General features: G+C 68.8%; 18 protein-coding genes. 16 read left to right on the forward strand and 2 right to left on the reverse strand.

Annotated elements, in window-relative coordinates; translation table 11 throughout:
* Positions 1–239: 239 nt before the first annotated feature.
* The gene (locus ACZ4W5_RS17605; protein WP_402482377.1) at positions 240–689 is read right to left on the reverse strand and encodes a ricin-type beta-trefoil lectin domain protein; all 450 of its coding nucleotides are present in this window, start codon (positions 687–689) and stop codon (positions 240–242) included.
* A gap of 608 nt (positions 690–1,297) precedes the next feature.
* On the opposite strand from ACZ4W5_RS17605, the gene secY reads away from it, so the two are divergent.
* From secY to glmM, 15 genes are all read left to right on the forward strand, one after another.
* Complete coding sequence (gene secY, locus ACZ4W5_RS17610) at positions 1,298–2,608, forward strand: preprotein translocase subunit SecY (RefSeq protein WP_402482379.1); 1,311 nt, start codon at positions 1,298–1,300, stop codon at positions 2,606–2,608.
* On the forward strand, positions 2,608–3,261 hold the full coding sequence (locus ACZ4W5_RS17615) for an adenylate kinase (RefSeq protein ID WP_360226270.1): 654 nt from the start codon (positions 2,608–2,610) through the stop codon (positions 3,259–3,261). Before secY ends, ACZ4W5_RS17615 begins: the two co-directional genes overlap by 1 nt.
* A 116-nt stretch (positions 3,262–3,377) precedes the next feature.
* Positions 3,378–4,217 (forward strand): type I methionyl aminopeptidase, encoded by an 840-nt coding sequence (gene map / locus ACZ4W5_RS17620; RefSeq protein ID WP_465655323.1) that lies wholly within the window; start codon positions 3,378–3,380, stop codon positions 4,215–4,217.
* Between the two features lie 138 nt (positions 4,218–4,355).
* Positions 4,356–4,781: a large conductance mechanosensitive channel protein MscL gene (gene mscL, locus ACZ4W5_RS17625; protein ID WP_465655325.1), complete on the forward strand. Its 426-nt coding sequence runs from the start codon at positions 4,356–4,358 to the stop codon at positions 4,779–4,781.
* Between the two features lie 194 nt (positions 4,782–4,975).
* Positions 4,976–5,197 (forward strand): translation initiation factor IF-1, encoded by a 222-nt coding sequence (gene infA / locus ACZ4W5_RS17630; protein ID WP_003956442.1) that lies wholly within the window; start codon positions 4,976–4,978, stop codon positions 5,195–5,197.
* Between the two features lie 32 nt (positions 5,198–5,229).
* Positions 5,230–5,343, forward strand: a complete 114-nt coding sequence (rpmJ, locus tag ACZ4W5_RS17635; protein WP_003956441.1) for a 50S ribosomal protein L36 — start codon at positions 5,230–5,232, stop codon at positions 5,341–5,343.
* Positions 5,344–5,519: 176 nt separating this feature from the next.
* Entirely contained in the window at positions 5,520–5,900 is a 381-nt protein-coding gene (gene rpsM / locus ACZ4W5_RS17640) for a 30S ribosomal protein S13 (RefSeq protein ID WP_030259703.1), read from the forward strand.
* A gap of 72 nt (positions 5,901–5,972) precedes the next feature.
* Entirely contained in the window at positions 5,973–6,380 is a 408-nt protein-coding gene (rpsK, locus tag ACZ4W5_RS17645; RefSeq protein ID WP_030232513.1) for a 30S ribosomal protein S11, read from the forward strand.
* 146 nt (positions 6,381–6,526) lie between these two features.
* A complete protein-coding gene (locus tag ACZ4W5_RS17650; protein WP_030055844.1) occupies positions 6,527–7,549 on the forward strand; it encodes a DNA-directed RNA polymerase subunit alpha in 1,023 nt (340 codons plus the stop codon).
* Positions 7,550–7,676: 127 nt separating this feature from the next.
* Complete coding sequence (gene rplQ, locus ACZ4W5_RS17655) at positions 7,677–8,150, forward strand: 50S ribosomal protein L17 (protein ID WP_360226279.1); 474 nt, start codon at positions 7,677–7,679, stop codon at positions 8,148–8,150.
* Between the two features lie 79 nt (positions 8,151–8,229).
* Positions 8,230–9,141: a tRNA pseudouridine(38-40) synthase TruA gene (gene truA, locus ACZ4W5_RS17660; protein WP_465655328.1), complete on the forward strand. Its 912-nt coding sequence runs from the start codon at positions 8,230–8,232 to the stop codon at positions 9,139–9,141.
* A gap of 41 nt (positions 9,142–9,182) precedes the next feature.
* Positions 9,183–10,841 carry an ABC-F family ATP-binding cassette domain-containing protein gene (locus ACZ4W5_RS17665; RefSeq protein WP_465655330.1) on the forward strand — a complete coding sequence of 553 codons (1,659 nt, stop codon included), beginning with the start codon at positions 9,183–9,185 and terminating at the stop codon, positions 10,839–10,841.
* 232 nt (positions 10,842–11,073) lie between these two features.
* Entirely contained in the window at positions 11,074–11,517 is a 444-nt protein-coding gene (gene rplM, locus ACZ4W5_RS17670) for a 50S ribosomal protein L13 (RefSeq protein WP_030055846.1), read from the forward strand.
* Between the two features lie 45 nt (positions 11,518–11,562).
* A complete protein-coding gene (gene rpsI, locus ACZ4W5_RS17675) occupies positions 11,563–12,072 on the forward strand; it encodes a 30S ribosomal protein S9 (RefSeq protein ID WP_229928575.1) in 510 nt (169 codons plus the stop codon).
* Between the two features lie 161 nt (positions 12,073–12,233).
* A complete protein-coding gene (gene glmM / locus ACZ4W5_RS17680) occupies positions 12,234–13,598 on the forward strand; it encodes a phosphoglucosamine mutase (protein WP_465655332.1) in 1,365 nt (454 codons plus the stop codon).
* A gap of 66 nt (positions 13,599–13,664) precedes the next feature.
* Here the strand turns inward: glmM and coaA are convergent, their stop codons facing one another.
* Entirely contained in the window at positions 13,665–14,660 is a 996-nt protein-coding gene (coaA, locus tag ACZ4W5_RS17685; protein WP_360226292.1) for a type I pantothenate kinase, read from the reverse strand.
* 108 nt (positions 14,661–14,768) lie between these two features.
* Between coaA and glmS the strand changes: the two genes are divergently transcribed.
* Entirely contained in the window at positions 14,769–16,625 is a 1,857-nt protein-coding gene (gene glmS / locus ACZ4W5_RS17690; protein ID WP_360226295.1) for a glutamine--fructose-6-phosphate transaminase (isomerizing), read from the forward strand.
* Positions 16,626–16,662: the final 37 nt, after the last annotated feature.

Consider the following 16,662-nt stretch of genomic DNA (forward strand, 5'->3'; position numbering starts at 1 on the left):
CAACCGGCTTCGAGCCCCGCACCTCCTTCGGGAGGTGCGGGGCTCGTGCTTTTACCCCGGCTTTCACTCCGGGGCCGAAATCAGCCGGTACCGACGGAAGTCCTGGTTCGGATCTTCATGGGCATGGCCAAATGTTTGATGCCTGTGGCCTCTGCCATTACTCGGCAGAGGCCACAGGCATCAGTGCGCGGCCGTGGAGCGGCCCGGACTAGTCGACCGGGCTGGTGTCAGTGTTCGGCTCAGCTCCAGAGCTGGTACGGGTTGCCATCGGTGCACACGTACGTGTAGAGCGGCTGGCCGGGGTTGTTGGAGTCGAGGCAGAGGCCGGTGGCGTGGTTGACCAGTCGCCATCCGTTGTTGAAGTGCTGCTCGGACCACTGCTGGTACGCGTTGTTGTTGGTGCAGTTGCCGATGTAGACACTGCCGCTGCCGTCGCCGTGGTCGTTGCTGTCGAGACAGGCGTTCCTGCCGTTGGCCTTCTCCTGCCAGTATCCGTTCCCGAGATCGTTGTCGTTCCAGGTGATCCAGCCGCGGTGGGAGCCGCAGCCGTCGAGTCCCACCCAGTTCGGGATGTCGTTGATGTAGTTGACATCCCAGGTGAGGCACTGGCCGCCCTGCTTGACGCTTTGCCAGGTGACGGAGCCGGTTTCGACTGCCGAGGCAGTGGTCGCCGTACCGAGAAGCAGCATTGCAGTTGCCGCAATACTCATTCCCAACTTCATCGTCCGCTTCGTGTCCACTTCGATCCCCTCCCGGTTCTGACCTGCGAGAATGTGCCAAAGGAGCTGACTCAAGCAACTGATCAGCACCCCACTGGTCCGCTGAAAGATTTGCGAACGAAATGAACTCTAGCGGCCTTGACGTGCTCCGGCAAGGGATTTAAAGAGGGTGCTCATGTGCATTTTGGAGAAACTCAATCAATAGGCATGCATCCCTCGTCGATCGCTTTAATTAGTTCTTTGGTCAGAGATTTCGGAATGCGTGCGCATGGTCCGGATTGCCGCGACCGCTACCCTATGTATCGGTATGCCATCGCATTGTGACTGCTGGGGCGTGAGTGGCAAGGGTGGGCAAATCGTCCGCCTGAACGGCCGAGGCGGGCATCGACCCCTCTCCGGAGCCGCCTGGGCGGGTCTATCGGAGGGCTGCTCTGCTACTGGGAAGTGGCCACATGCTGTTAGAGTCCGTCGGGTCGACGTGTCGGCTCGGCATGTTGAAGTGGCAAACCACCCAGGGCCAGACCGGCCACCAGGACCGACCCTCCCGCCGACGACGTGCGGGAGGCGCAGGAGGCACCGTGCTCAGTGCGTTCGCGCGGGCGTTCCAGACGCCCGACCTGCGCAAGAAGCTGCTGTTCACGCTGGGCATCATGGTGCTGTTCCGGCTGGGCTCGCACATTCCGATTCCGGGCGTTGACTTCAAGGCCGTCAACGTCTGTGTGACTCAGACCAGCAAGACCGGACTCTTCGGACTCGTCAACCTGTTCAGCGGTGGCGCGCTCCTCCAGCTGACGATCTTCGCGCTCGGCATCATGCCGTACATCACCGCGAGCATCATCCTCCAGCTCCTCACCGTCGTGATCCCGCGACTGGAGGCGTTGAAGAAGGAGGGGCAGGCCGGCACCGCGAAGATCACCCAGTACACCCGCTACCTGACCATCGCGCTCGCCGTGCTCCAGGGCACCGGCATCGTCGCGACGGCCTCCAGCGGTGCGCTGTTCTCCGGCTGCCCGGTGGCCAACCAGATCGTGCCGGACACCTCGGTGTTCCGGATCGCCGTCATGGTGCTCACGATGACGGCCGGCACCACGGTCATCATGTGGCTGGGCGAGCTGATCACGGACCGCGGCATCGGCAACGGCATGTCGCTGCTGATCTTCACCTCGATCGCCGCGCAGTTCCCGACCTCGATGTGGGCCATCAAGCAGTCGGGCACCATCGGCGGCGGCTGGGTCGAGTTCCTCTCCGTGGTCGCGGTCGGCATCATCGTTGTGATGCTGGTCATCTTCGTCGAGCAGGCGCAGCGCCGGATCCCGGTCCAGTACGCGAAGCGGATGATCGGCCGCCGGGCCTTCGGCGGCACCTCGACCTACATCCCGCTCAAGGTGAACCAGGCCGGTGTCATCCCGGTCATCTTCGCCTCGTCGCTGCTGTACATCCCGGCGCTGGTGGTCCAGCTGACCAACAGCCAGTCGGGCTGGGCGGCGTGGATCAAGCAGAACTTCGTCAAGGGTGACCACCCGATCTACATGGCCACCTACTTCCTGCTGATCGTCTTCTTCGCCTTCTTCTACGTCGCCATCTCCTTCAACCCCGAAGAAGTTGCCGACAATATGAAGAAGTATGGTGGCTTCATCCCGGGCATCCGGGCCGGCCGCCCGACGGCCGAGTACCTGAACTACGTGCTGACCCGAATCACGTGGCCGGGTTCGCTCTACCTGGGCCTGATCGCGTTGATCCCGATGATCGCCCTGGTCGCCTTCGGACAGCAGACCAACTTCCCGTTCGGCGGCACCAGCGTGCTCATCGTCGTCGGCGTCGGACTCGAAACTGTGAAGCAGATCGAGAGCCAGCTCCAGCAGCGCAATTACGAAGGGTTCCTCCGCTGATGCGTATCGTCCTCGTTGGTCCTCCCGGGGCCGGGAAGGGTACTCAGGCGCACCTGCTCGCCAAGACCCTGTCCATCCCCCACATCTCCACCGGAGACCTGTTCCGCGCCAACATCGGCCAGGGCACCCCGCTGGGGCTCGAGGCCAAGAGCTACATGGACGCGGGTCGCCTGGTGCCGGATGAGGTCACCATCGGGATGGCCAAGGACCGCATGCTGCAGGCCGACGCGGCCAACGGCTTCCTGCTCGACGGCTTCCCCCGCAACCTGGGCCAGGCCAAGGCGCTCGACGAGTTCCTCACCGAGCAGGGCATCAAGCTGGACGGCGTGCTGGACCTGGAGGTCCCCGAGGACGAGGTCGTCCGCCGGATCGCCGGCCGCCGCCTGTGCCGCAACGACGGGGGCCACGTGTTCCACGTGGACTACAACCCGCCGAAGGTCGAGGGCGTCTGCGACGAGTGCGGCGGCGAGCTGTACCAGCGCTCGGACGACACCGAGGAGAAGGTGCGCACGCGCCTGGAGGTCTACCACACGGAGACCGAGCCGATCATCGACTACTACGTCCAGCAGGGCCTGGTGGCGACGATCTCGGCCCTCGGCAAGGTGGACGAGGTCACCCAGCGCGCGATCGAGGCGTTGAAGCAGAACGGCTGAGGTCCCTCAGCGAGGTACGTGTGACGGCCGGGTCGCCCGTGGAGCGGGCGGCCCGGCCGTTTTCGACGTCGTACGGTGGTAGGCAGTGGTAATCCGGACTTGGAAGGCGTGACCTGATGGTGGAGATCAAGACCCCCGAGCAGATCGCGAAGATGCGGGCGGCCGGGCTGGTCGTCGCCGAGGCGCTCAAGGCCTGTCGCGAGGCGGTCGCTCCCGGGGTGACCACCCAGGAGCTCAACGACATCGCCGACAAGGTCATCACCGACCACGGCGCCACCTCGAACTTCCGGGCCCACCACGGCGGCCTGTGGTTCCCGGGCGTGATCTGCGCCTCGGTGAACAACGAGGTCGTGCACGGCATCCCGGGCGAGCGGGTGCTGCAGGAGGGCGACATCATCTCGATCGACTGCGGCGCCATCCTGGACGGCTGGCACGGCGACTCGGCGATCACGGTCGCCGTCGGCGAGGTCCGCCCCGAGGTCGAGATGCTCAGCCGGGTGACCGAGGGCTCGATGTGGGCCGGCATCGCCCAGATGAAGAAGAACAACCGCCTGGTGGACGTCTCCAAGGCGATCGAGGGCTACATCCGGCGCCAGCCGCTGCCGCCCAAGGGCAAGTGGGGCATCACCGAGGGCTACGGCGGCCACGGCATCGGCACCGCGATGCACATGGAGCCGCACGTGCTGAACTACGTCGAGCGCGGCCGCGGCAAGGGCCCGAAGCTGGTCCCGGGCACCGTGCTGGCGATCGAGCCGATGGTCTCGCTGGGCACCCCGCACACCGCGGTGCTGGAGGACGACTGGACGGTCGTCACCAACGACGGCACCTGGGCCGCGCACTGGGAGCACTCGGTGGCCGTCACCGAGGAGGGCCCGCTGGTGCTGACCGCCTTCGACGGAGGCAAGGCCGAGCTCGCCAAGCTGGGCATCACCGCAGCTCCGGACCCGCTGGCGTAGCGGCCGGGCGGTCAACTGCCGCTGCTGACAAGGGATCAGAGCCCTGGAGGTTTGGACCTCCAGGGCTTTTGTCCTATTTTTAACGGCTGGCAGTGGCAGTTTCTGGCCCAATGGCTTACGAGCGAGCAGGAGAGCGCAGTGCTCAAGGGATTCCGCGACTTCATGATGCGCGGCAACGTCGTCGACATGGCGGTCGGTGTGGTCATCGGTGCCGCGTTCACCGCGGTGGTGACCGGCTTCGTGTCCGCCTTCCTCACCCCGCTGGTCGGCGTGGTGGTCGGTGCGGCCGGCGACTTCAGCTCGTACACGGCGGAGATCGGCGGGGTGAAGTTCCCGTACGGCCAGTTCCTGAACGTGCTGATCGCGTTCCTGATGACCGCCGCGGTGCTGTACTTCTGCGTCGTGCTGCCGATCACCAAGGCCACCGAGCGTTACCTGCCGAAGAAGCCGAAGCCCGCGAAGCGCCCCTGCCCCGAGTGCCTGACCGAGATACCCGAGGCCGCCCGCCGCTGCTCGGCCTGCACCGCCCACGTCGAGCCGCTGACCTTCTCCGCCGGGGCCTGACGGGGCCGGTGTGACGGCGGACTCCTTCCGGTACCCCCGTTTTGGCCCGCGGGACGCGCTGGCGTAGGATGGACCGTCGGCTCACTCGTAGCGTGCTTCAGCACGCCCTCTTCCCCTCGGGGGCGGGGTGAACCCAGGTTCGCACGAGCGTTCCGCATACGGTAGCCGGTCCCGGAAGGTGGATCTCGCAGTTCATGGCTAAGAAGCAAGGCGCCATTGAGATCGAGGGCACCGTGATCGAGTCTCTTCCGAACGCGATGTTCAAGGTCGAGCTGCAGAACGGTCACAAGGTCCTCGCGCACATCAGTGGCAAGATGCGCATGCACTACATCCGCATCCTGCCGGACGACCGGGTCGTCGTGGAGCTCAGCCCCTACGACCTCACGCGCGGCCGGATCGTCTACCGCTACAAGTAAGAACGTCAGATCTAGACCCGGAGAACCTGAACATGAAGGTCAAGCCGAGCGTCAAGAAGATCTGCGACAAGTGCAAGGTGATCCGCCGTCACGGCCGGGTCATGGTGATCTGCGACAACCTGCGCCACAAGCAGCGCCAGGGCTGATCTCCCTCCCGCATTTCTCGTAGTACTTCGCGCGACGCGAAAACGTCATACGCGGGTCACCCGATCCGTCCCCCGCGGGACGGACTGCCGCCCCCGGTCAGAGGCCGGGGCTCCCTCACCGTGAGGTGTCGGAGTAGGTGGCTCGTCAGACCTCTGAAGAACAACAGGAGCCTTGAATGGCACGCCTCGCCGGCGTTGATCTCCCCCGTGAGAAGCGGATCGAGATCGCCCTTACGTACGTGTACGGCATCGGCCGTACCCGCGCCCAGCAGACCCTCGCCGAGACCGGCGTCAACCCGGATGTCCGCGTTCGCGACATCACCGAGGAAGACCTGGTCAAGCTGAGCCAGTACATCGACGCCAACTACACGGTCGAGGGTGACCTCCGCCGTGAGGTGGCCGCCGACATCCGCCGCAAGGTCGAGATCGGCTGCTACGAGGGTCTGCGTCACCGCCGTGGCCTGCCGGTCCGCGGCCAGCGCACCCACACCAACGCGCGTACCCGCAAGGGCCCGCGTCGCGCGATCGCCGGCAAGAAGAAGCCGGGCAAGAAGTAGTCCGTCCCGTAACCGGACATCCCTCCGGCCCGCGGGTCAGCGGACCGACCACCTCAGTAGGAGAACAGACTTATGCCCCCCAAGGGTCGTCAGGCTGCCGGCGCGAAGAAGATCCGCCGCAAGGAAAAGAAGAACGTCGCTCACGGCCACGCGCACATCAAGAGCACGTTCAACAACACCATCGTTTCGATCACCGACCCCGCGGGCAACGTGATCTCCTGGGCCTCCGCCGGCCACGTCGGCTTCAAGGGCTCGCGCAAGTCCACCCCGTTCGCCGCGCAGATGGCCGCCGAGGCCGCTGCCCGTCGCGCGCAGGAGCACGGCATGCGCAAGGTTGACGTCTTCGTGAAGGGTCCGGGCTCCGGCCGCGAGACCGCGATCCGTTCGCTCCAGGCCACCGGCCTGGAGGTCGGCTCGATCCAGGACGTCACCCCCACCCCGCACAACGGCTGCCGTCCGCCGAAGCGCCGCCGCGTCTGACGCAGCGCCTTCGGGCACGGTGGTAACGCTGTAAGCCACGTACGGGGTCCCGCGCAGGTGATTAGTCGCTCTGCGGGGGACCCCGTACGCTTGGTCCTGTCGGCATCAAATAGTGGGTGCCGAAGACAACTGGAGGAACATCCCCCATGCTTATCGCTCAGCGCCCCTCGCTGACCGAAGAGGTCGTCGACGAGTTCCGCTCGCGGTTCGTGATCGAGCCGCTGGAGCCGGGCTTCGGCTACACCCTCGGCAACTCCCTGCGCCGCACGCTCCTGTCGTCGATCCCGGGTGCCGCTGTCACCAGCATCCGCATCGACGGCGTCCTGCACGAGTTCACCACCGTGCCGGGCGTCAAGGAGGACGTGACCGACCTCATCCTCAACATCAAGCAGCTGGTCGTCTCCTCGGAGCACGACGAGCCGGTCGTGATGTACCTGCGCAAGCAGGGCCCGGGCGTCGTGACCGCCGCCGACATCGCCCCGCCGGCGGGTGTCGAGGTGCACAACCCCGAGCTGGTCCTCGCCACGCTGAACGGCAAGGGCAAGCTGGAGATGGAGCTGACCGTCGAGCGCGGTCGCGGCTACGTCTCCGCCGTCCAGAACAAGGCCTCCGGCCAGGAGATCGGCCGCATCCCGGTCGACTCGATCTACAGCCCCGTGCTGAAGGTCACCTACAAGGTCGAGGCCACCCGTGTCGAGCAGCGGACCGACTTCGACAAGCTGATCGTCGACGTCGAGACCAAGCCCGCCATGCGTCCGCGCGACGCCATGGCCTCGGCCGGCAAGACCCTGGTGGAGCTGTTCGGCCTCGCCCGCGAGCTGAACATCGACGCCGAGGGCATCGACATGGGCCCGTCCCCGACGGACGCCGCCCTGGCCGCCGACCTGGCGCTGCCGATCGAGGAGCTGGAGCTCACCGTTCGGTCGTACAACTGCCTCAAGCGCGAGGGCATCCACACCGTGGGTGAGCTCGTCGCCCGCTCCGAGGCCGACCTGCTCGACATCCGCAACTTCGGCGCGAAGTCGATCGACGAGGTCAAGGCGAAGCTGGCCGGCATGGGCCTGGCCCTCAAGGACAGCCCGCCCGGGTTCGACCCGACCGCCGCCGCCGACGCCTTCGGCGCCGACGACCTGGACGACGCGGGTTACGCGGAGACCGAGCAGTACTAAGAGATTTGGCCGCGGGGGCGGTTCCACGGAGCCGCCCCCGTCGTCATGGCAAGTCGTGCCGGCAACAGTGCCGGTACGCCCGCTGCGGTACCTGATACGGCCGTATTCGGAGATACAAGGAGTCACCATGCCGCGTCCCACCAAGGGTGCCCGCCTCGGCGGCGGCCCGCACCACGAGCCGCTGCTGCTCGCCGGTCTGTGCCGGGAGCTGTTCCAGTACGGCCGCATCACCACGACCGAGGCCAAGGCCCGTCGGATGCGCCCGCTGGCGGAGAAGCTGATCACCAAGGCGAAGAAGGGCGACATCCACAACCGTCGCCTGGTGCGCAAGACCATCACCGACGTCTCGGTGCTGCACACCCTCTTCACCGAGATCGCGCCGCGCTACGAGAACCGCCCGGGTGGTTACACCCGCATCACCAAGATCGGTCCCCGTCGTGGCGACAACGCCCCGATGGCCGTGATCGAGCTGGTCGAGGCGCTGACCGTCGCGCAGACCGCCGTCGGCGAGGCCGAGGCCGCCACCAAGCGTGCCGTCAAGGAGGCCGACGCCGCGGTCGAGGCCAAGGCCGACGAGGCCGAGGCCACCGAGCAGGCCTGACACCTCCAGGTGTGATGCGGGCCCGCTCTCCCAGCGATGGGGGAGCGGGCCCGTTCCTTATTCGTAGGAGCAGGAGCAAGTGGTCAACGATTGCGCCGAGCAGCCGCCGGTGAAGGACGGGCCGGCCGACGGTCACGTCCGGGTCCGGCTCGACCTCGCCTACCAGGGCGCCGAGTTCTCCGGCTGGGCCCGCCAGAAGGGCGGCCGCCGGACGGTCCAGGAGGAGATCGAGACCGCGCTGCAGATCGTCACCCGCAGCCCGGAGCTGTTCCCGCTCACCGTGGCCGGCCGTACCGACGCCGGCGTCCACGCCCGCGGCCAGGTCGCCCACGTCGACCTGCCGGCCGAGCTGTGGGAGGCGCACCGGGAGAAGCTGCTGCGCCGGCTGGCCGGCCGGCTGCCCGGGGACGTCCGGATCTACCGGGTCGGCGAGGCGCCGGCCGGGTTCGACGCCCGCTTCTCGGCCGTCTGGCGCCGCTACGCCTACCGGGTCGCCGACCACCCCGGCGGGGTCGACCCGCTGCTGCGCGGGCACGTGCTGTGGCACGACCGGCCGCTGGACGTCGAGAAGATGAACGAGGCCGCGAAGCTGCTGCTCGGCGAGCACGACTTCGCCGCGTACTGCAAGAAGCGCGAGGGCGCCACCACCATCCGGACCCTGCTGGAGCTGCACTGGGACCGCGTCCCGGTGGACAGCTACGCGAGCCAGGAGGGCAGCCTCGCGGTCGCCACCGTGCGGGCCGACGCCTTCTGCCACAACATGGTCCGGGCGCTGGTCGGCGCGATGCTGCTGGTCGGCGACGGGCACCGGCCGGTGGAGTTCCCCGGCGAGGTGCTGGCCGGCGGGGTGCGCAACTCGGCCGTCAACGTGATCCGGCCGTACGGGCTCACGCTGGAGGAGGTCGGCTACCCGCCGGACGACCAGCTCGCCGAGCGGAACCGGCAGGCGCGGCGGATGCGCACCCTGCCCGGGCAGCCGGCGGCCGCGTAATCCGTTTTGGCCCGGGGCGTCCGCTTGGGACAATCGCTCCCATGGGACACGTCGAGATTTCGCACCTGGAGTACTACCTGCCGGACGGGCGGGTGCTGTTCGACGACGCGTCCTTCCGGGTCGGCGAGGGGGCCGCGGTCGCGCTGGTCGGGGCCAACGGGGCCGGCAAGACCACCCTGCTGCGCATGATCGCGGGGGACATCCAGCCGCACGGCGGCACGGTGACGATCAGCGGCGGGCTCGGCGTGATGCGCCAGTTCGTCGGCACCACCGGCCGCGAGGACCAGAGCGCCACCCCGGGCGCCCTGCCGGCCGACGCCTCGGTGCGCGACCTGCTGGTCTCGGTCGCCCCGGAGCGGATCGCCACGGCCGCCCGCGCGGTGGACGCCGCCGAGCTGGCGATGATCGCCCAGGACGACGAGAAGACGCAGATGGCCTACGCCCAGGCGCTCTCCGACTGGGCCGACGTCGGCGGCTACGACTACGAGACCGACTGGGACGTCTGCACCATGGCGGCCCTCGGGATGCCCTTCGACAAGGCCCAGTGGCGCGGCCTGAACACCCTCTCCGGCGGCGAGCAGAAGCGGCTGGTGCTGGAGGCGCTGCTGCGCGGCCCGGAGGAGGTGCTGCTCCTCGACGAGCCGGACAACTACCTGGACGTGCCGGCCAAGCGCTGGCTGGAGGAGGCCATCAGGGCCACCTCGAAGACCGTCCTGTTCATCTCGCACGACCGCGAGCTGCTCTCCCGCACCGCCGACAAGATCATCAGCGTCGAGTCCGGCGGCGCCGGCAGCAGCGTCTGGGTGCACGGCGGCGGCTTCGACACCTTCCACGAGGCCCGCAAGGCCCGCTTCGAGCGCTTCGAGGAACTGCGCCGCCGCTGGGACGAGGAGCACGCCAAGCTCAAGAAGCTGGTCGTCACCCTGCGCCAGGCCGCCGCCGTCAGCCACGAGATGGCCTCCCGCTACTCGGCCGCCCAGACCAGGCTCAAGAAGTTCGAGGACGCCGGCCCGCCGGAGGCGCCGCCGCGCGAGCAGACCATCACCATGCGGCTCAAGGGCGGGCGCACCGGTGTGCGCGCCGTCACCCTGGAGCGGCTGGAGCTCACCGGCCTGATGCAGCCCTTCGACCTGGAGGTCTTCTACGGCGAGCGGGTCGCGGTGCTGGGCGCCAACGGGGCCGGCAAGTCGCACCTGCTGCGGCTGCTCGCGGGGGACACCACCGTCGCCCACAGTGGCGACTGGAAGCTCGGCGCCCGGGTCGTCCCCGGCCACTTCCGGCAGACCCACGCCCACCCGGAGCTGTTCGGCCGTACCGTGCGCTCGATCATCGAGGAGGAGCACGCGCTCAGCCGCGGCGCCGCGATGGGCGCGCTGCGCCGGTACGAGCTGGACCGCCAGGAGGAGCAGAAGTTCGAGTCGCTGTCCGGCGGGCAGCAGGCCCGACTGATGATCCTCAAGCTCGAACTCTCCGGCGTGACGGCCCTGTTGCTCGACGAGCCGACCGACAACCTGGACCTGGAGAGCGCCGAGGCGCTGCAGTCCGGGCTGGAGGCCTTCGACGGCACGGTGCTGTGCGTCACCCACGACCGCTGGTTCGCCAAGACCTTCGACCGCTTCCTGGTGTTCGGGGCGGACGGCAGGGTCTATGAGGCGCCGGAGCCGGTCTGGGACGTCACCCGGGTCGAGCGCGAACGCTGAGTGACGGCCGGGTGGGCGAGAGGCGATTTTTGACCCCTTCCCGCCCGCCCGGTAACCTGGACGCTTGATGTGCGTATTGGCTCGCTCTATCTCACGTGAGAGGTCGGTACGCCGGAGACATCAGGTCGACGACCAGCGGTCCCCCTTGAATTGCGTCCAAGGGTGATCAGGCTGCTCTTCCGTCCGGGTGCTCCTGTCAGGACTCACTCACTGAAAAGCGAAGGCTACGACCGTGCGTACGTACAGCCCCAAGCCCGGCGACGTCCAGCGTCAGTGGCACGTCATCGACGCGACCGACGTCGTGCTCGGCCGCCTGGCCTCCCAGGCCGCCAACCTCCTCCGGGGCAAGCACAAGGCGATCTACGCGCCGCACGTTGACACTGGTGACTTCGTCATCATCATCAACGCCGACAAGGTGCACCTGTCCGGTAACAAGAAGACCCAGAAGCTGGCCTACCGCCACTCGGGCTTCCCGGGCGGTCTGCGCTCGGTGCGCTACGACGACCTGCTGGCGAACAACCCGGAGAAGGCCGTCGAGAAGGCCATCAAGGGCATGATCCCCAAGAACAGCCTGGGCCGTCAGATGCTCTCGAAGCTGAAGGTCTACTCGGGCGACCAGCACCCCCACGCTGCCCAGCAGCCGGTGCCGTTCGAGATCACCCAGGTCGCGCAGTAATTCGGCCACCAAGCCCCCCAACACTGAAAAGAGCTGAGGAACATCGTGGCCGAGACCACTGAAACCCTTGAGGTCGACTTCGACGAGGCCGTTGAGGCCGTCGAGGGCGAGTACACCTCCGAGGAGAGCTACACCTCCGAGTCCCTGGCCGGCCGCTTCGGCGAGGCCACCCCGGGCGCCGGCCTCGGCCGTCGCAAGGAGGCGATCGCCCGCGTGCGCATCGTCCCCGGCACCGGCCAGTGGAAGATCAACGGTCGCACCCTCGAGGGTTACTTCCCGAACAAGGTGCACCAGCAGACCGTGAACGAGCCCTTCAAGCTCCTCGAGCTGGACGGCCGTTACGACGTCGTCGCCCGCATCAGCGGTGGCGGCGTCTCCGGCCAGGCCTACGCGCTGCGCCTCGGCGTCGCCCGTGCCCTGAACGAGGCCGACGTGGACAACAACCGCGGCGCCCTCAAGAAGGCCGGCTTCCTGACCCGTGACGCCCGCGCCGTCGAGCGCAAGAAGGCCGGTCTCAAGAAGGCCCGCAAGGCGCCGCAGTACAGCAAGCGCTAATCGCGTCCCCGGGGGTGCGGTCCGCCCTGGCGGCGCACCCCCTGGTTGCGCAAACCGTCGCCCCGGAGTACCTCGTGTACTCCGGGGCGACGTGTTCCCCGGCTAACGTGCGGCGGCCGGGATCAAGGTGGGTTCCGAGCATGGTGATGGAGGACGGGACAGTGGGACGACTCTTCGGTACGGACGGCGTACGCGGTGTGGCCAACGAGGGCCTGACGGCGGAGCTGGCGCTCGGCCTGTCGGTCGCGGCCTCCCACGTGCTCGGCGAGGCCGGCGCGTTCGACGGGCACCGGCCGGTCGCGGTGGTCGGCCGTGACCCCCGTGCCTCGGGCGAGTTCCTGGAGGCCGCGGTCATCGCCGGCCTGGCCAGCTCCGGCGTCGACGTGCTCCGGGTCGGTGTCCTCCCCACCCCCGCCGTGGCGTACCTCACCGGCGCGCTCGGCGCCGACTTCGGCGTGATGCTGTCCGCCAGCCACAACGCCATGCCGGACAACGGCATCAAGTTCCTCGCCCGCGGCGGCCACAAGCTGGACGACCGGATCGAGGACGCGATCGAGGCCCACTACCGCAAGCACACCGTCGACGGCGAGGACTGGAACCGCCCGACCGGTGCCGCCGTCGGCCGGGTCCGCGAGTACACCGAGGGCTTCGACAAGTACGTCGCCCACCTGATCGGCGTGCTGCCCAACCGCCTGGACGGCATCAGGGTCGTCATCGACGGCGCCCACGGCGCCGCCGCCTACGTCGCCCCCGAGGCCTTCGCCCGGGCCGGCGCCGAGGTCGTCCACACCCTGGGGGCCGAGCCCACCGGCCTCAACATCAACGACGGCGTCGGCTCCACCCACCTGGACCGGCTGCGCGCCGCGATGAAGGAGTACCGGGCCGACCTCGGCATCGCCCTGGACGGCGACGCGGACCGCTGCCTGGCCGCCGACGCCGAGGGCAACGAGGTGGACGGCGACCAGATCATCGCGATCCTCGCGATCGCCATGAAGGAGGCCGGCACCCTGCGCGGCAACACCGCGGTCGCCACCGTGATGTCCAACCTCGGCTTCAAGCTGGCGATGGAGCGCGAGGGCGTCGACCTGGTGGAGACCGCCGTCGGCGACCGCTACGTGCTGGAGGCGATGAAGGAGCACGGCTTCGCGCTGGGCGGCGAGCAGTCCGGCCACGTCATCCTCCTGGACCACGCCACCACCGGCGACGGCACCCTGACCGGCCTGATGCTGGGCGCCCGGCTGGCCGCCACCAAGCAGCCGCTGGCCGACCTGGCCGCCGTGATGACCCGGCTGCCGCAGGTGCTGATCAACGTCAAGGGCGTCGACAAGAGCCGGGTGGGCACCAGCACCGAGCTGGCCGCCGCGGTCGCCGCCGCCGAGGCCGAGCTGGGCTCCACCGGCCGGGTGCTGCTGCGCCCCTCCGGCACCGAGCCGCTGGTCCGGGTCATGGTCGAGGCCGCCGACCCGGTGCAGGCCGAGGCCGTCGGGCAGCGCCTCGCCGAGGCGGTCCGCACCCACCTGGGCTGAGCCGCCCCGGACACGGCGAAGGGTCCCCGCCCGGTGCGGGGGCCCTTCGCCGTGCGCCACGTCCGTTCAGAGCTTGCGCAGCAGCGCCCGGCGGACCTTGTGGTCGGCGCCCTTCTGCAGGACCAGGGTGGCCCGGCCGCGGGTCGGCAGCACGTTCTCCAGCAGGTTGGGCTTGTTGATGGTGCGCCAGACCTGCCGGCCGTACTCCATCGCCTCCTCCTCCGGCACCTCGGTGAAGCGGCGGAAGTAGGAGTTCGGGTCCTGGAAGGCCGTCTGCCGCAGCTTGCGGAAGCGGTCCAGGTACCAGTGCTCGATGTCGTCGGTGCGGGCGTCGACGTAGATCGAGAAGTCGAAGTAGTCCGCCACCGCGAGCCTGGTCCGGCCGTCGGTGCCCGGCAGGGCCGGCTGGAGCACGTTCAGGCCCTCGACGATCAGGATGTCCGGGCGCTCCACCGTCAGCCGCTGGTCCGGCACGATGTCGTACACCAGGTGCGAGTACACCGGCGCCGTCACCAGGTCCTTGCCCGCCTTCACGTCCGCGACGAAGCGCATCAGGGCCCGGCGGTCGTACGACTCCGGGAAGCCCTTGCGGGCCATCAGGCCGCGGCGGCGCAGCTCGGCGTTGGGCAGCAGGAAGCCGTCGGTGGTGACCAGCTCCACCCGGGGGTGCTCGGGCCAGCGGGCCAGCAGGGCCTGGAGCAGCCGGGCGGTGGTGGACTTGCCGACGGCGACCGAGCCGGCCACGCCGATGACGAACGGGGTACGGGTGCGCTCGGTGTCCGGGGTGTCCAGGAACGTGCCCACCGCGCCGCGCAGTTCGTGCGTGGCGTGGATGTAGAGGTTCAGCAGCCGGGACAGCGGCAGGTAGACGTCACGCACCTCGTCGAGGTCGAGTGCAGTGCCGAGGCCGCGCAGCTGCTCCACCTCCTCGGCGGTCAGCGGCAGTGGCGTACGCTCGCGCAGCGCGCTCCACTCGGCCCGGCTGAGGTCCACGTAGGGGGACGGGGACGGGCCGGGCGTGGCGGCGCCCCGCGTACAGAGTTCGGTCAGCACATGCTCCATTGTGAGCCGTCGCGGTGTTCACCGTGGTTGTGGTGTCGGTCACGCAGCGTTGGGGCGAGCCGGGAAAGACGGGAAAACGGCCACAGAACCGCCCTTATGCTGGCACGCATGTGCGGAATTGTTGGATACGTGGGCGCGCAGTCCGCCCTCGACGTAGTAATCGCGGGCCTGCAGCGACTGGAGTACCGGGGCTATGACTCGGCCGGTGTCGCGGTGCAGGCGCAGGACTCCCAGGGGCAGTGGAGTCTGGTCACCGACAAGCGGGCCGGAAAGCTCGGCAACCTGGAGAAGTCGCTCGCCGAGTCCCCCCTCCCCGGCGGCACCACCGGCATCGGCCACACCCGTTGGGCCACCCACGGCGGCCCGACGGACGCCAATGCCCACCCCCATCTGGACGACGACGGCCGGGTGGCCGTGGTCCACAACGGCATCATCGAGAACTTCGCCCAGCTGCGCGCCGAGATCGCCGAGCGCGGCCACACCCTCCGGTCCGAGACCGACACCGAGGTCGTCGCCCACCTGCTCGGCGAGGCCTACGAGGGTGACCTGGCCGAGGCCATGCGCGTGGTCTGCCGCCGGCTGGACGGCGCCTTCACCCTCGTCGCCGTCCACGCGGACGCGCCCGGCGTGGTGGTCGGCGCCCGTCGCAACTCCCCGCTCGTGGTGGGCCGCGGCGAGGGCGAGAACTTCCTCGCCTCCGACGTCGCCGCCTTCATCGCGCACACCCGCGAGGCGATCGAGCTGGGCCAGGACCAGGTCGTCGAGCTGCGCCGGGAGGGCGTGACCGTCACCAACTTCGACGGCACCCCGGCCGAGGTGCGCGAGTACCACGTCGACTGGGACGCCTCCGCCGCCGAGAAGGGCGGCTACGACTACTTCATGCTCAAGGAGATCGCCGAGCAGCCGAAGGCCGTCGCCGACACCCTCCTCGGCCGGATCGGCACCGACGGCCGGCTGACCCTCGACGAGCTGCGGATCTCCGACGCCGACCTGCGCTCGGTCGACAAGGTCGTCATCGTCGCCTGCGGCACGGCCTTCCACGCCGGCATGATCGCCAAGTACGCGATCGAGCACTGGACCCGCATCCCCTGCGAGGTCGAGGTCGCCTCGGAGTTCCGCTACCGCGACCCGATCATGGGCCCCGGCACGCTGGTCATCGCCATCTCGCAGTCCGGCGAGACCATGGACACCCTGATGGCCCTGCGGCACGCCCGCGAGCAGGGCGCCAAGGTGCTGGCGATCTGCAACACCAACGGCTCGACCATCCCGCGCGAGTCGGACGCGGTGCTGTACACCCACGCCGGACCGGAGGTCGCGGTCGCCTCCACCAAGGCGTTCCTGACCCAGCTGGTCGCCTGCTACCTGGTCGCCCTCTACCTGGGCCAGGTGCGCGGCACCAAGTGGGGCGACGAGATCTTCACCATCATCCGCGAGCTCGGCGACGCGCCGAAGCAGGTCGAGCAGGTGCTGGAGACCATGGAGCCGGTGCGCGAGCTGGCCCGCTCGCTGGCCGACGCCCGCTCGGTGCTGTTCCTCGGCCGCCACGTCGGCTTCCCGGTGGCCCTGGAAGGCGCGCTCAAGCTCAAGGAGCTCGCCTACATGCACGCCGAGGGCTTCGCGGCGGGCGAGCTCAAGCACGGCCCGATCGCGCTGATCGAGGAGGGGCTGCCGGTCGTGGTGGTCGTGCCCTCGCCGCGCGGGCGGTCGATCCTGCACGACAAGATCGTCTCCAACATCCAGGAGATCCGGGCCCGTGGCGCCCGCACGATCGTGATCGCCGAGGAGGGCGACGAGGCGGTCGTGCCGTACGCGGACCACCTGATCCGCATCCCGGCCACCCCGACCCTGCTCCAGCCGCTGGTCTCCACCGTCCCGCTCCAGGTCTTCGCCTGCGAGCTGGCCACGGCCAAGGGCCACGAGGTCGACCAGCCGCGCAACCTGGCGAAGTCGGTCACCGTCGAGTAGTCCTGCGCTCGTCGGCAACGGCGCCCCTGCGGTGGCT

It is taken from the genome of Kitasatospora sp. NPDC029367, assembly GCF_055569135.1.

Coding starts and splice junctions, on each gene's coding strand:
- ACZ4W5_RS17605 (WP_402482377.1), bottom strand. CDS start 689: ATGCTGCTTCTCGGTACGGCGACCACTGCCTCGGCAGTCGAAACCGGC.
- ACZ4W5_RS17615 (WP_360226270.1), top strand. CDS start 2,608: ATGCGTATCGTCCTCGTTGGTCCTCCCGGGGCCGGGAAGGGTACTCAG.
- map (WP_465655323.1), top strand. CDS start 3,378: ATGGTGGAGATCAAGACCCCCGAGCAGATCGCGAAGATGCGGGCGGCC.
- infA (WP_003956442.1), top strand. CDS start 4,976: ATGGCTAAGAAGCAAGGCGCCATTGAGATCGAGGGCACCGTGATCGAG.
- rpmJ (WP_003956441.1), top strand. CDS start 5,230: ATGAAGGTCAAGCCGAGCGTCAAGAAGATCTGCGACAAGTGCAAGGTG.
- rpsM (WP_030259703.1), top strand. CDS start 5,520: ATGGCACGCCTCGCCGGCGTTGATCTCCCCCGTGAGAAGCGGATCGAG.
- rpsK (WP_030232513.1), top strand. CDS start 5,973: ATGCCCCCCAAGGGTCGTCAGGCTGCCGGCGCGAAGAAGATCCGCCGC.
- ACZ4W5_RS17650 (WP_030055844.1), top strand. CDS start 6,527: ATGCTTATCGCTCAGCGCCCCTCGCTGACCGAAGAGGTCGTCGACGAG.
- rplQ (WP_360226279.1), top strand. CDS start 7,677: ATGCCGCGTCCCACCAAGGGTGCCCGCCTCGGCGGCGGCCCGCACCAC.
- ACZ4W5_RS17665 (WP_465655330.1), top strand. CDS start 9,183: ATGGGACACGTCGAGATTTCGCACCTGGAGTACTACCTGCCGGACGGG.
- coaA (WP_360226292.1), bottom strand. CDS start 14,660: ATGGAGCATGTGCTGACCGAACTCTGTACGCGGGGCGCCGCCACGCCC.
- glmS (WP_360226295.1), top strand. CDS start 14,769: ATGTGCGGAATTGTTGGATACGTGGGCGCGCAGTCCGCCCTCGACGTA.